Source organism: Streptomyces sp. NPDC042336 (assembly GCF_055581985.1).
Genome location: NZ_JBVJEA010000013.1, coordinates 161633 through 175978, shown reverse-complemented (window position 1 = coordinate 175978; position 14346 = coordinate 161633). Strand labels below are relative to the sequence as shown.

Annotated in this window: 10 protein-coding genes; 6 read left to right on the top strand and 4 right to left on the bottom strand. The window is 72.4% G+C overall.

The window, feature by feature from the left end; genetic code table 11:
• Positions 1-438: 438 nt before the first annotated feature.
• The 4 genes from ACZ6IM_RS26740 to ACZ6IM_RS26725 form a co-directional block, all read right to left on the bottom strand.
• Entirely contained in the window at positions 439-2829 is a 2391-nt protein-coding gene (locus tag ACZ6IM_RS26740; protein WP_052841462.1) for a transglutaminase domain-containing protein, read from the bottom strand.
• 19 nt (positions 2830-2848) lie between these two features.
• Entirely contained in the window at positions 2849-4213 is a 1365-nt protein-coding gene (locus ACZ6IM_RS26735) for a DUF58 domain-containing protein (RefSeq protein WP_469559684.1), read from the bottom strand.
• Complete coding sequence (locus ACZ6IM_RS26730; protein WP_052841605.1) at positions 4213-5250, bottom strand: AAA family ATPase; 1038 nt, start codon at positions 5248-5250, stop codon at positions 4213-4215. The genes ACZ6IM_RS26735 and ACZ6IM_RS26730 overlap by 1 nt, the downstream gene beginning before the upstream one ends.
• A gap of 256 nt (positions 5251-5506) precedes the next feature.
• Positions 5507-6055, bottom strand: coding sequence for a beta-class carbonic anhydrase (locus ACZ6IM_RS26725; RefSeq protein ID WP_052841464.1), 549 nt, complete (start codon positions 6053-6055; stop codon positions 5507-5509).
• Between the two features lie 428 nt (positions 6056-6483).
• Between ACZ6IM_RS26725 and rsmH the strand changes: the two genes are divergently transcribed.
• The 6 genes from rsmH to mraY all read left to right on the top strand — a co-directional run bounded on the left by rsmH (position 6484) and on the right by mraY (position 14342).
• Positions 6484-7440 carry a 16S rRNA (cytosine(1402)-N(4))-methyltransferase RsmH gene (rsmH, locus tag ACZ6IM_RS26720; RefSeq protein WP_469559680.1) on the top strand — a complete coding sequence of 319 codons (957 nt, stop codon included), beginning with the start codon at positions 6484-6486 and terminating at the stop codon, positions 7438-7440.
• Between the two features lie 79 nt (positions 7441-7519).
• The gene (gene ftsL / locus ACZ6IM_RS26715; RefSeq protein WP_052841466.1) at positions 7520-8083 is read left to right on the top strand and encodes a cell division protein FtsL; all 564 of its coding nucleotides are present in this window, start codon (positions 7520-7522) and stop codon (positions 8081-8083) included.
• Complete coding sequence (ftsI, locus tag ACZ6IM_RS26710) at positions 8080-10044, top strand: cell division protein FtsI (RefSeq protein WP_469559677.1); 1965 nt, start codon at positions 8080-8082, stop codon at positions 10042-10044. Before ftsL ends, ftsI begins: the two co-directional genes overlap by 4 nt.
• A 221-nt stretch (positions 10045-10265) precedes the next feature.
• On the top strand, positions 10266-11786 hold the full coding sequence (locus ACZ6IM_RS26705) for a UDP-N-acetylmuramoyl-L-alanyl-D-glutamate--2,6-diaminopimelate ligase (RefSeq protein WP_469559674.1): 1521 nt from the start codon (positions 10266-10268) through the stop codon (positions 11784-11786).
• A gap of 49 nt (positions 11787-11835) precedes the next feature.
• The gene (locus ACZ6IM_RS26700) at positions 11836-13251 is read left to right on the top strand and encodes a UDP-N-acetylmuramoyl-tripeptide--D-alanyl-D-alanine ligase (protein WP_052841469.1); all 1416 of its coding nucleotides are present in this window, start codon (positions 11836-11838) and stop codon (positions 13249-13251) included.
• The gene (mraY, locus tag ACZ6IM_RS26695; RefSeq protein WP_052841470.1) at positions 13251-14342 is read left to right on the top strand and encodes a phospho-N-acetylmuramoyl-pentapeptide-transferase; all 1092 of its coding nucleotides are present in this window, start codon (positions 13251-13253) and stop codon (positions 14340-14342) included. The genes ACZ6IM_RS26700 and mraY overlap by 1 nt, the downstream gene beginning before the upstream one ends.
• Positions 14343-14346: the final 4 nt, after the last annotated feature.

The following is a 14346-nucleotide window of genomic DNA, read 5'->3' as shown; positions in this document are numbered from 1 at the left end:
AAGGGCTCAGCTCCACTTTCGGTGGTCTCGGCCGCCCGACCGACCGGGCTTCGTCCTATCGGCCGACGGGTTTGCCGCACTGACCCACGGCCTCAGTCGCCCGGCCGACGGGCCCAGTCACCCGGCCGAAGGGCTCAGCTCCACTTTCGGTGGTCTCGGCCGCCCGACCGACCGGGCTTCGTCCTATCGGCCGACGGGTTTGCCGCACTGACCCACGGCCTCAGCTGTCCGGCCGACGGGCCCAATCACCCGGCCGAAGGGCTCAGCTCCACCTTCGGCGGCCTCAGTCGCCCGGCCGACGGGCTCAGCCGCTCTGCCGACGGGGCTCTGCTCCACCGGACCACGGCCGCCGCCGCTCCGGCCAACGGCCGACAGGCCGGGCCCAACCGGCCGACGGGCTCATCCAGGCCCATGGGCTCAGCCGTCCGGCCCTCGGCCTCAGCCCTGTTGGTCCGACGTTTTTCGCCATACCGGGCGGGCCGCCGCGGCTCGTCGTTTCAGGGCCGTCCAGCGGGCCGACACCGTCCAGGTCACCCGAATGGCCGAACGGGGGGCGAACCGTGCGCGCAGCCGGGTGCCGCGGCCGACCGCGGCCCGCAGACCGGCGGCCGCCAGCCGGACGTCCTCCGTCAGTCCAGCCGTCAGACGCGGTTGCGGCGCGTAGAGGACCTGCTCCACGGCGTCCGCCACCCGATGGACCGCCTGCGCGGCCGTCGGCTCCAGCCGGCCCAGCCGGACGATGCGGGCCGCCGCCTTGCGCGGGGTCTGCGACTCCTGGGGCGGGATGCCGAGATCCCACGCCGTGTCGGTCAGCTCCTGCCACACCGCGAGGGTGTGCGGGGCGGCGTCCGCCGCACCGCGGCCGTGCGAACCGAGCCGTACCGCCCGGGCCCGCAGCCGCCACAGCATCGGGGCGAGCGGGATCAGCAGCACCGCGAGCCCGGCCAGGGCCCAGGCCAGCAGCGCGTACCACTGCGGTCCGCCGCCGCCGGTGACGGGCACGGCCACCGCGGACTCGGTGGAGCAGGCGTCCAGCTTCTTGTCCTGCGGGGAGCAGGTGTCGCTCGACGAGGGCGCCGCCGACGGCTCCGTCTCCGTGTTCTGCGACGGCAGCGCCGGGTCCGGCACCGAGCTGCCCGGCCGGTCCGTGATGGTGTACGACGGCGTCGAGCCACGCGTCGGTGTCGGCTCGAAGCGGGTCCAGCCCACGCCCTCGAAGTACACCTCGGGCCACGCGTGCGCGTCCCGCAGCCCCACGGACACCGAGCCGTCCGCCTGCGGGGAGCCCGGCGCGAAGCCCACCGCGACCCTGGCCGGAATGCCCAGGGAGCGGGCCATCGCCGCCATGGCGAAGGAGAAGTGGACGCAGAAGCCCTCCTTGTCCTTCAGGAACCGGGCGATCGCGTCCGAGCCGCTGCCGACCTTGACCTGGGTGTCGTACTCGAAGCCGCCGTTGATCGCGAAGTACTCCTGGAGCCTGACCGCCTGCTGGTAGGGGTTCGCGGCGCCGGCGGTGACCTCGCGGGCGGTCCGGGAGACCACCGCGGGCAGTGAGTCGGGCAGCCGCGTGTACTCGCGCAGGAGCGCAGCCGAGGGCTGGGGCGCCGCGGCGAGCTGCTCCGCCGTCGGCTGCACGTTCAGGCTGCGTACCTCGTACCTCAGCCCGCGGGTGTTCTGGCCGTGATCGCCGACCAGGGTCATGCCGACGGGTTCGTAGCGCCAGTTGCCCGCGACGCGCACGCCGCTGGGCGGGTAGGGCATGGGCAGCCAGTCCTGGGCGTACCAGTCGGCGGCCGAGACCAGGGTCCGGGTCTCGGTGCGCTTGATGTCGGGACCGAGCCCCGCCGGGGTGGGGAACGTGCCGTCCGGCACGGCGGTGATGTGCCGCTTGGACGGCTTCCAGGTGGTGCCGTCGAAGTCGTCCAGGGACACGATGCGCAGGTACAGGCTGGACAGGTCCTCGGAGTCCGTCTGGACGGAGAGGACCTGGCGGTCCTCGTTGACGTTGAGGCTGTCCCGCAGGGACACCAGCGGGTTCACCGCGGAGATCGTGCCGCCGCCACCGGTGCCGGAGCCCACGCCGCCGCGGGCGCCGTCCAGCAGCCCGCCGTCCATCGCGGGCAGGGCGAGCGGCACCACCAGGGCGATGCCCAGCGCGAAGGCGCCGATGCGCCGTCCCGTGCGGACCGGGGCGAGGGCGCGCCCCTGCTCCGGGCCCGGGGCGCGCGCCGCGCCGCCGAAGACCCGGCCCCACTGGGAGAGCCGGTCGCGCCCCTCGGCCAGCAGCAGCATCAGGTAGCCGACCGCCGCGACCAGGAACCACAGCCAGTCGGCGCCACCCTCGGACAGCCCAGCGGCCACCGAGTAGAGGGCGAGCAGCGGCAGGCCGGCCGGGGCGGCGCTGCGGAAGGTCACCGCGAGGGTGTCCACCAGCAGCCCGATCACCAGGACGCCGCCGACCAGCATCAGCCGGATGCCGTCGGACTCCAGTGGCGCCGGGATCGCGTACCGGGCGATGTCGTCGCCGCCCTGCTGGAGGAGGTCGGCGAAGCGCTGGAAGGCCTGCGGGCCGGGGAGCAGCCCGGCGAGCGCCTGCTGCCGGGCGAAGACCAGGGTCAGCAGCAGCAGTGTGACCAGGGCCTGCGCCGCGATGGTCAGCGGCCGCGCCAGCGGCACCCGCCGCGCCACCGCGCCCACTGCCGACTGCACCGCCAGCAGGACCGCCGCCTGCAGGATCCACGTGGCCGGCTCGACCAACGGCAACAACGCACAGGCCGCCATCAGGGTGGCCGCCCACGCACACACGGCCAACCGCGCCCGCCCGCTCATCGCGTCGCCTCCCGCGCGCTCATCGCATCCCCTTTCCGCCGGTCGGCGTGGTGAGGGTGGTGCGTTCGTGGTCGGCCAGGCGCCACAGCTCCTCCACGGTGGCACCCCGGGGCACGGTCACGGCGGTCCAGCCCGACTCGCGGAGCATCCGCAGCCGCTCCCCGCCCCTGTCCAACGGGCCGGGCGCGTCGGCCGGTTCCCGGGCCCAGGTCTCGCTGTCCAGGACGAAGGCGACGGCGCCGCCGCTGCGCTGCCGCATCTTGGCCGCCACCGTGACCTGCTCCTCGTCCAGGTCGCCGAAGAACGCCACCAGCAGCCCCTCGTTCCCACCGCGCAGCACGTCGTACGCCCGCGACAGACTCGTGCCGTCGGAGTGGTCGATCACGGCGAGGGTGTCCATCATCAGCCCGGCCGCGTCGGCCGTGCCCTGGCTCGCGCCCGCGAAGCCGTCGGCGCCCTCGCCCGGCACCGAGTTGCCGCTGTCGGTGAGCAGCCGGACGGAGAAGCCCCGCTCCAGCATGTGCACCAGCACGGACGCGGCGCCCGACACCGCCCACTCGAAGGCCGAGTCGGGGCCCGCACCCTCGTAGGCCACCACCCGGGTGTCGAGGAGCACCGTGCAGCGGGCCCGCTGCGGCTGCTCCTCGCGGCGCACCATCAGCTCGCCGTAGCGCGCGGTGGAGCGCCAGTGCACGCGGCGCAGGTCGTCGCCGTACCGGTACCCGCGCGGGATCACGTCGTCCTCGCCGGCCAGGGCCAGCGAGCGCTGCCTGCCCTCGCCGTACCCCTTCGCCTCACCGCTCAGCCGCACCGGCGGCAGCGCCTCCACGCGCGGGATCACGGTCAGCGTGTCGTACGTCGAGAAGGAGCGGGTCAGCTCGCACAGGCCGAACGGGTCGGTCAGGCGCAGTTGCAGCGGGCCCAGCGGGTACCGGCCGCGCAGGTCGGAGCGGACCCGGTAGGACACCTCGCGGCGGCCGCCCGGCTCCACCCGGTCGAGTACGAAGCGGGGGCGCGGGCCGAGCACGTAGGGCACCCGGTCCTGGAGCATCAGCAGACCGGTGGGCAGCCGGGAGACGTTGTCGACGCGCAGGTGGACCCGGGCCTCGCTGCCCGCGGGCACCCGCACGGGGGAGAGCCGGCGACTGCCCGCGACCCGGTACCGCGTGCGGTAGAGCACGGCCGCGCAGACCAGCGGCAGGGCCCCCAGGAGCAGCCCGACCCGCAGCAGATCGCTCTGCCCCAGGACGTACGCGCAGACCGCGGCCGCGATGCCGGCGGCCAGGAAGGAGCGCCCACGGGTGGTCAGACCGGCCAGGGCGGTCCGGACACCGCCGCCCTCGCCCCGGTCGGCCTCGGGCCGGTCCGTCCCCCCGGCGTCCATCACAGCCTCCGCGGCGGTTGCTGACCGTACGCCGACGTGCCGCGGCCCACGCCGAAGCCCGTCTGCTGCTGCGGCGCCGCGGGCACCGGGGTGCGCTGCAGGATCTCCTCGACGACCTGCTCGGCGGTGCGGCGGTTGAGCTGGGCCTGCGCGGTCGGCAGCAGCCGGTGGGCCAGCACGGCGACCGCGAGGGCCTGCACGTCGTCCGGCAGCGCGTACTCCCGGCCGCTCAGGGCGGCGGACGCCTTCGCCGCGCGCAGCAGATGCAGCGTGGCACGCGGCGAGGCGCCGAGTCTGAGGTCGGGGTGGGCGCGGGTGGCCGCGACCAGGTCCACCGCGTACCGCCGGACCGGGTCCGCCACGTGGACACCGCGGACCGCCTCGATCAGCTTCAGGATCTCGTGCGCGTGCGCCACCGGCTGCAGATCGTCCAGCGGGTTGACCCCGCCGTGCACGTCGAGCATCTGGAGCTCGGCCTCCGGGCTCGGATAGCCGATGGAGACCCGGGCCATGAAGCGGTCCCGCTGGGCCTCCGGGAGCGGGTAGGTGCCCTCCATCTCGACCGGGTTCTGCGTCGCCACCACCATGAACGGGCTGGGCAGCTCGTAGGTCTGGCCGTCGATGGTGACCTGGCGCTCCTCCATCGACTCCAGCAGCGCCGACTGCGTCTTCGGCGACGCGCGGTTGATCTCGTCGCCGATCACCACCTGCGCGAAGATGGCGCCCGGTTTGAACTCGAAGTCCCGGCGCTGCTGGTCCCAGATGGACACCCCGGTGATGTCCGAGGGCAGCAGGTCCGGCGTGAACTGGATCCGGCGCACGGAGCAGTCGATGGACCGCGCCAGCGCCTTGGCCAGCATGGTCTTGCCGACCCCCGGCACATCCTCGATCAGCAGGTGTCCCTCGGCCAGCAGCACGGTCAGCGAGAGCCGTACGACCTCGGGCTTGCCCTCGATCACGTCCTCCACCGAACCGCGTACCCGCTCGACCACCGCGGTCAGATCAGTGAGGCTCGCTCGATCGTCATAGGTCGTCACCCGGCCCTCCTCGGCCTTGCCCCGCACTCCCTGGGAAGTGGAGGTTCCCCAACTTGCCGGGCAGGCCCCGCACCGCGGACCGGCCCACCCCGAATCACGGACACCGCCCGGAAAAAGTTCCGCGCGACGCCACTTCCCGCATTCTTGCCGCCGTTACCGATTCGTGTCACTCGCCTGTGGACAACTGGCCGCGATATGTCGGCCCTTACGGCCTTTGCGGAGCTTGCACCGCGGGACGTCGGGGCGGGCCGCCGGATCAGGCCGGGGCGACCTCGCGCAGCAGGCCGGTCTTCACGTCGAAGACGAAACCGCGCACGTCCTCGGTGTGCAGCAGGAACGGCGAGGTGCGCACCCGTTCGATCGACTGCCGCACGTCCTGGTCGGCGTCCCGGAAGGCCTCCACCGCCCACACCGGACGCTGGCCGACCTCCAGCTCCAGATCGTGCCGGAATTCCTCGGTGATGGACTCCATGCCGCACCCCGTGTGGTGGATGAGGACCACGCTGCGGGTGCCGAGCGCCCGCTGGCTGATCGTCAGGGAGCGGATCACGTCGTCGGTGACGACACCGCCCGCGTTGCGGATGGTGTGGCAGTCGCCGAGCTTCAGACCGAGCGCGGCGTGCAGGTCAAGGCGCGCATCCATGCAGGCGACGACCGCCACGCGCTGTACGGGCCGGGCGTCCATCCCGGGGTCGGTGAACGCGGCGGCGTAGCGCTCGTTCGCCTCGACGAGCCGGTCGGTGACGGTGTGGTCGGCCACTATGGCGGATTCGGGGCCAGCGGGTACCGATGCAGAAGTCGTCATATCCATGACGTTACTGGCCGTCCCCGCCCGTGGCCCGCTGTGAAGCGGGACAAAGAACGTCATCGAGGCTTGTTGTGAGCCAACCCACAGGGCGGAGCGGACGCGGCCGTACGAGTGAAAAGCGGCGCGACGCCGGTTTGCGGACGCCGGGGTCCGCGACGCGCAGGCCGGTTGATTGACCGGGCGACACGGTGGACTAAAGTGACGCGAAGCGGGAGGCGAGGTCCTCCCTGCTGGACTGAATTCCCCGGAGACCTGGGCGACGTCCCGCCAGATCTCCCCACGTGCGCGGCGCGTACGTACGGCTCGGCCTCCTCCCGCTCCCGGCCGGCCGACGCTCTTGGCGCCGGCAGGCCTCCCCTTCAGATGCGAGCGGGAGGGGACCCGGCAGTGCGTGACGCCGCGCCGGACCTGAGAGGCCGCCCCACTTGAGCCAGAGTCGACACGTCCCGGTGATGCTCCAGCGGTGTCTGGACCTGCTGGCGCCCGCCCTTCAGGAGCCGGGAGCCGTGGTCGTCGACTGCACGCTGGGGCTCGGCGGGCACAGCGAGGCGCTCCTCGAACGCTTCCCCGAGGCCCGGCTCGTCGCGCTCGACCGCGACAAGGAGGCCCTGCGCCTGTCCGGCGAGCGGCTCGCCCCGTACGGCGAGCGCGCCACCCTCGTGCACGCCGTCTACGACGAGCTGCCCGACGTGCTCGACCGGCTCGGCGTCCCCCGCGTCCAGGGCGTGCTGTTCGACCTCGGCGTCTCCTCCATGCAGCTCGACGAGGCCGACCGCGGCTTCGCCTACGCCCAGGACGCCCCGCTCGACATGCGGATGGACCAGACGACCGGCATGAGCGCCGCCGAGGTCCTCAACACCTACCCGCCCGGCGAACTCGTCCGCATCCTGCGCGCGTACGGCGAGGAGAAGCAGGCCAAGCGGATCGTGTCCGCGGTCGTCCGCGAGCGCGAGAAGGAGCCGTTCACCAACAGTGCCCGCCTCGTGGAGCTGATCCGCGCGGCGCTGCCGCAGGCCGCCAAGCGCACCGGCGGCAACCCGGCCAAGCGCACCTTCCAGGCCCTGCGCATCGAGGTGAACGGCGAGCTGTCGGTCCTGGAACGGGCGATCCCGGCGGCCGTCGAGTCCCTCGCGGTTGGCGGACGGATCGCCGTGCTGTCGTACCACTCACTGGAGGACCGACTGGTCAAACAGGTGTTCGCGGCCGGCGCCGCCAACACCGCGCCGCCCGGCCTGCCCGTGGTCCCCGAACGCTACGCACCGCGGCTCAAGCTGCTCACCCGCGGTGCCGAACTCCCCACCGAGGAGGAGATCGCCGAGAACCGGCGCGCGGCACCGGCACGGCTGCGCGGCGCCGAGCGCATCAGGGAGTCCCTCGGGTGATGGGAGTCCCTCGGGTGGACCGAACGAGGCAGGCCAGGCACGGGTGCGGACGGCCCATCCCGGGCCGGGGGGAGGGCACGTGAGCAGGAAACCCGAACTGAAGGGCAGGGCGGCCCGGCTCGCCCGGCTCCTGCCCACCGGCGGCACCCGGGGCCAGGCGGCCCGGGCGCCCTTCGTCCTCCTGGTCGTCGCCCTCCTCGGCGGCGGCCTCATCGTGCTCCTCGTGCTGAACTCCGCCCTGAGCGAGGGCTCCTTCCAGCTGGACGACCTCAAGCAGGGCACCAAGGAGCTGACCGACGAGGAACAGGCGCTCCAACGGGACATCGACGCCTACTCCGCCCCCGGCGCCCTCCAGCGCCGCGCCCGCGAACTGGGAATGGTGCCCGGCGGCGACCCCGCCTTCCTCGACCCCGACGGCACCGTCAAGGGCGCGCCCAGCCCGGCGCCCGCCGCCGCCACCCCGCTCGTGCTCGCCCCCGAGGCGCTCGCCTCGACGTCCGCCGGCGCGGCCACCGGCACGCCCTCGCCCTACACCGAGCCGTCGGCACCGGCCCCCACGCCCACCACCGCGGCCACACCCAGCACAGCCGCCACCCCCACCGCAGCGGCGACGCCCACCCCGACCCCGACTCCCGGCAGGTGACGGAAGTGTCCGACAGGGAACCGCCGCGCCGCCGGGTGCCCGGACCCGCGAGGCCCGTCCGCCCCGGCGGCGGGCGCCGCCCGGGTCTGGGCTCCCGGCCGGCCCGCAGGCCAGGACCGCCCCGGCCGGCGCCCCGCGCCTTCCGGCCGGGCAGCCCGCGCCCCCGGCTGCGCATGATCGGCCTCGCGCTGACCCTGGTGCTGGCCGCCTTCGTCGTCCGGCTCCTCCAGGTGCAGGCCGTCGACGCCGGCACGTACTCCGCGAAGGCCGAGCAGAACCGCTACGTGGTGCACACCCTGCCCGCCGAGCGCGGCGGGATCACCGACCGCAACGGCGTCGCCCTCGCGACCACCGTGGACTCCTACGACATCACCGCCGACCCCACGATGTTCACCCGCGAGCAGCTGAAGGTCGACGACGGGCCCGAGCAGGCGGCGGCGCTCCTCGCACCGATCCTCGGCCAGGACCAGGAGCAGCTGGCCAAGGTGCTCCGCCCGAAGAACAAGGACCTGCGCTACGTCCGCCTCGCGCGCCGGCAGACCCCCCAGGTCTGGAACCAGATCAAGGACCTGAAGACCGCGCTCACCACGAAGGCGGAGACAGACAGGTCGACGGTCAACGTACTCGGGGGCGTCTTCGCCGACCCCAGCAGCAAGCGCGTGTACCCGGGCGGCGACCTCGCCGCCGGCATCCTCGGCTGGGTCGGCGCCGACGGCAAGGGCGGCGGCGGCCTGGAGCGGAAGCTGGACAAGACGCTGGCCGGCGAGGACGGCAAGATCCGCTACGCGCAGTCCGGCGGGCGCCAGGTGCCCACCGCCGGTTCCACCGAGACCCCGGCCGTGCCCGGCAGCGACGTCGAGCTGACCATCGACCGCGACATCCAGTGGGCCGCGCAGCACGCCATCAGCGAGCAGGTGGAGAAGTCCAAGGCGGACGGCGGCTACGTCATCGTCCAGGACACGCAGACCGGCGAGATCCTCGCCATGGCCAACTCGCCGGGCTTCGATCCGGGCGACCTCGCCCACGCCGACCCGAAAGCGCTGGGCAACGCCGCCCTCCAGGACGCCTTCGAACCGGGCTCCACCGCCAAGGTGCTGTCGATGGCGGCCGTGCTGGAGGAGAACGTCGCCACCCCGGGCACCCACATCACCGTCCCCAACCGGCTCAAGCGCGGCGACCGGCTGTTCAAGGACGACATCGACCACCCGACCTGGTACCTCACGCTCAACGGTGTGCTCGCCAAGTCCAGCAACATCGGCACGATCATGGCCACCGGCGAACTGGGCAAGACCCAGGCCGAGGCCAACCAGGTGCTCTACTCCTACCTGCGCAAGTTCGGCCTCGGCGGCTACAGCGGGCTCGGCTTCCCCGGGGAGACCAAGGGCATCCTGGCGCCGCCCGGCCAGTGGTCGACCTCGCAGCAGTACACGATTCCTTTCGGCCAGGGCGTCTCCGTGAACGCGCTCCAGGCGGCCTCGATCTACTCGACCATCGCCAACGGCGGCGTCCGGATCGAACCCACGCTCGTCCGCGGCACCAAGGGCGACGACGGACGCTTCACCCCCGCCCCGGAACCCAAGAAGACTCGCGTGACCAGCGAGAAGACCGCCAAGACCCTCTCGCAGATGCTGGAGTCCGTGGTCGACGACGAGGAGGGCACCGGCACCAAGGCCCGGATCCCCGGCTACCGGGTGGCGGGCAAGACGGGCACGGCCAACCGGGTGGATCCGGCCACCGGCAAGTACCACGGCTACACCTCGTCGTTCGCCGGGTTCGCCCCCGCCGACAAGCCCCGCGTCACCGTCTACTGCGCCATCCAGAACGCCACCGAGGGCAGCTACTTCGGCGGCCAGATCTGCGGCCCCATCTACAAGCAGGTCATGGAGTTCGCCCTGAAGACCCTCCAGGTCCCGCCCACCGGGGCCGCCCCCGCGAGGCTCCCGGTCACCTTCGAACCCTGAGCCGTGACCCCCGCCCCGCACCGAGCCCGTACCGAGCCAGCGCCGTTTCAGTACCGAGCCACCAGGAACCACCCGTGACAACGATCACCCCCGACCCCGGGAACCGGAGCGCCTCCCAGGCCTCCTCCCAGCCCTCGCTTCGCCGGGAAGCGGGTACTCCCGGTACGCTCACCGCCGTGCCACACCCTGATCAGTCCCAAACCACCCAGAAGGGCCACCCCGTGACATACCCGGGACCGCCCCGGCCGGTGCGGATCTCCGCCACACACCTCGCGGAACTCGCCGATCAGCTGGGTGTCCCCGCGCCGGACGGCTCCGCGGAGATCACGGGCATCACCCACGACTCGCGTGCCGTCCGCCCCGGTGACCTCTACGCCGCCCTTCCCGGAGCCCGCCTCCACGGCGCCGACTTCGTCACCCAGGCCGCCGGCCTCGGCGCGGCCGCCGTGCTGACCGACCCGGCCGGCGCGGAGCGGGCGGCCGCCGCCGGCCTGCCGGCGCTCGTCGTCGACGACCCGCGCGCGCGGATGGGCGAACTGGCGGCCACGATCTACGGCCACCCGGGCCGCGACCTGCTCCAGATCGGCATCACCGGCACCTCCGGCAAGACCACCACCGCCTACCTCGTCGAGGGCGGGCTGCGCACGGCGAAGTCCACCGGCCTGATCGGCACGGTCGAGATGCGCATCGGCGACGAGCGCATCAAGTCCGAGCGCACCACGCCCGAGGCCACCGACCTCCAGGCGCTGTTCGCGGTCATGCGCGAGCGCGGCACCGAGGCGGTCGCCATGGAGGTCTCCAGCCACGCCCTGGTGCTCGGCCGCGTCGACGCCTGCGTCTTCGACATCGCGGTCTTCACCAACCTCAGCCCGGAGCACATGGAGTTCCACTCCGGCATGGAGGACTACTTCCAGGCGAAGGCGCAGCTCTTCACCCCCGAGCGCAGCAGACTCGGCGTGGTCAACGTCGACGACGAGTACGGCCGCCGGCTCGCGCGCGAGGCCACCGTCCCGGTCGTCACCTACTCCGCCGAGGGCCACCCCGACGCCGACTGGCGCGCCGACGAGGTCGAGGTCGGCCCGCTGGACTCCACGTTCACCGTGCTCGGGCCCAAGGGCGAGCGGATCGCCGCCAAGTCGCCGCTGGCCGGGCCGTTCAACGTGGCGAACACCCTCGCCGCGATCGTCGCCCTGGCCACCGCCGGACTCGATCCGCAGAGCGCCGCCGACGGTGTCGCCGCCGTACCGGGCGTGCCGGGCCGGCTGGAGCGCGTGGACGAGGGCCAGCCCTTCTTCGCGGTGGTCGACTACGCCCACAAGACCGACGCCGTCGAGTCGGTGCTGCGGGCCCTGCGCAAGGTCACCGAAGGCCGGCTGCACGTGGTGCTCGGCTGCGGCGGCGACCGGGACACCACCAAGCGGGAGCCGATGGGCGCCGCCGTGGCCCGGTTCGCCGACACCGCCGTACTGACCTCCGACAACCCCCGCTCCGAGGACCCCCTCGCGATCCTCGCGACCATGCTCCAGGGCGCCGCGTCCGTGCCCGCGCACGAGCGCGGCGAGGTGCAGGTCTTCGAGGACCGGGCCGCCGCGATCGCCGCCGCCGTCGCCCGGGCGGAGCCCGGCGACACGGTGCTGGTGGCCGGCAAGGGCCACGAGCAGGGCCAGGACATCGCCGGGGTCGTTCGTCCCTTCGACGACCGCCAGGTGCTCCGCGAAGCCATCCAGAAGAACCAGGGATGAGATCCCGAATGATCCAGCCGATCCTGATCCCGATCCAGGGGACGAACTTGTGATCACCCTCTCACTCGCCGAGATCGCAGAAGTCGTCGGCGGGCGGATGCACGACATACCGGACGCCTCCGCCGAGATCACCGGGCCGGTCGTCCGGGACTCCCGGGAAGCGGTGCCCGGCAGCCTCTTCGTCGCCTTCGTGGGCGAACGGGTGGACGGCCACGACTACGCCGCGCAGGTCGTCGAAGCGGGTGCGGTGGCCGTCCTCGGCTCCCGCCCCGTCGGCGTGCCCGCGATCGTCGTGGACGACGTCCAGACCGCCCTCGGCGCCCTCGCCCGGCACGTCGTACGCCGCCTCGGCACCACCCTCGTGGCCCTCACCGGGTCGGCGGGCAAGACCAGCACCAAGGACCTGATCGCCCAGGTGCTGCGCCGCAAGGCGCCCACGGTCTTCACGCCCGGTTCCATGAACAACGAGGTCGGGCTGCCGCTCACCGCGCTCACCGCCACCGACGAGACCAGGTTCCTCGTCCTGGAGATGGGCGCCCGCGGCATCGGCCACATCCGGTACCTGTGCGAGCTGACCCCGCCGAGGATCGGTCTCGTCCTCAACGTCGGCTCCGCGCACATCGGCGAGTTCGGCGGCCGGGAACAGATCGCCCAGGCCAAGGGCGAACTCGTCGAGGCGCTGCCGCCGGCCGAGGAGGGCGGCACCGCGGTCCTCAACGCGGACGACCCGCTCGTACGGGCCATGGCCTCCCGAACGAAGGCGAAGGTGATCCTTTTCGGAGAGTCCGGCGAAGCGGACGTTCGCGCCGAGAACGTGCGACTCACGGACACCGGACAGCCTTCCTTCAGCCTTCACACACCCTCCGGTGCAAGCGATGTGACCATGCGCCTGTACGGTGAGCACCACGTGTCGAACGCGCTCGCCGCGGCCGCCGTCGCCCACGAGTTGGGCATGTCCGCAGACGAGATCGCCACCGCGCTCTCCGAGGCGGGCTCCCTCTCCCGCTGGCGGATGGAGGTCACCGAGCGCCCGGACGGCGTGACGGTCGTCAACGACGCCTACAACGCGAACCCCGAGTCCACGAAGGCCGCACTGCGTGCGCTGGTGGCCATGGGAAAGGGGCGTCGTACGTGGGCGGTGCTCGGCAAGATGGCCGAGCTCGGGGACGAGGCGCTCGCCGAGCACGACGCGGTCGGACGGCTCGCCGTCCGGCTCAACGTCAGCAAGCTCGTCGCGGTCGGGGGCAGGGAAGCCCAATGGCTGCAACTGGGCGCATATAACGAGGGTTCGTGGGGTGAGGAGTCGGTGCACGTGTCCGACGCACAGGCGGCGGTCGACCTGTTGCGCAGCGAGTTGCGCCCGGGGGACGTCGTGCTCGTGAAGGCGTCCCGTTCGGTGGGTCTGGAGAGCGTCGCCACGGCGCTGCTGGAGACCGGCGCCGAGGGTGAGGTTGCCGCCCGATGATGAAGCAGATCCTGTTCGCAGGAGTCATTGGCCTCTTCCTGACGCTGGTCGGCACCCCGCTGCTGATCAAGCTCCTGGCCCGCAAGGGCTACGGCCAGTACATCCGCGACGACGGACCGCGCGAGCACGCCAGCAAGCGCGGTACGCCGACCATGGGTGGCATCGCCTTCATCCTGGCGACGGTCGTCGCGTACTTCCTCGCCAAGGGCATCACCAGCTATCTGGACCCGGACATCGACGCGGGGCCGACCTTCTCCGGTCTGCTGGTGCTCGGCCTGATGGTGGGCATGGGCCTGGTCGGCTTCCTCGACGACTACATCAAGATCGTCAAGCGGCGCTCGCTGGGCCTGCGGGCCAGGGCGAAGATGATCGGCCAGCTGACCGTCGGCATCGCCTTCGCCGTGCTGGCGCTGCAGTTCGCGGACAACCGGGGCAACACCCCGGCGTCCACGAAGCTGTCGTTCATCACCGACTTCGGCTGGACCATCGGCCCGGTGCTGTTCGTCATCTGGGCGCTGTTCATGATCCTCGCGATGTCGAACGGCGTGAACCTCACCGACGGCCTGGACGGCCTGGCCACCGGCGCCTCCGTCCTGGTCTTCGGCGCCTACACCTTCATCGGCGTCTGGCAGTTCCAGGAGTCCTGCGCCAACGCGCTGACCCTGACCAACCCGGGTGCCTGCTACGAGGTGAGAGACCCGCTCGACCTCGCGGTGGTCGCCTCCGCGCTGATGGGTTCCTGCCTCGGCTTCCTGTGGTGGAACACCTCGCCGGCCAAGATCTTCATGGGCGACACCGGTTCGCTCGCGCTCGGCGGTGTGCTCGCGGGTCTGGCGATCTGCTCGCGCACCGAACTGCTGATGGCCATCCTCGGCGGCCTGTTCGTCCTGATCACCATGTCGGTGGTCATCCAGGTCGGATCCTTCCGCCTCACCGGCAAGCGGGTCTTCCGGATGGCGCCACTCCAGCACCACTTCGAACTCAAAGGCTGGTCCGAGGTCCTTGTCGTGGTCCGCTTCTGGATCATCCAGGGCATCTGCGTGATCGTCGGACTCGGTCTCTTCTACGCGGGATGGGCAACGGACAAGTGACCTC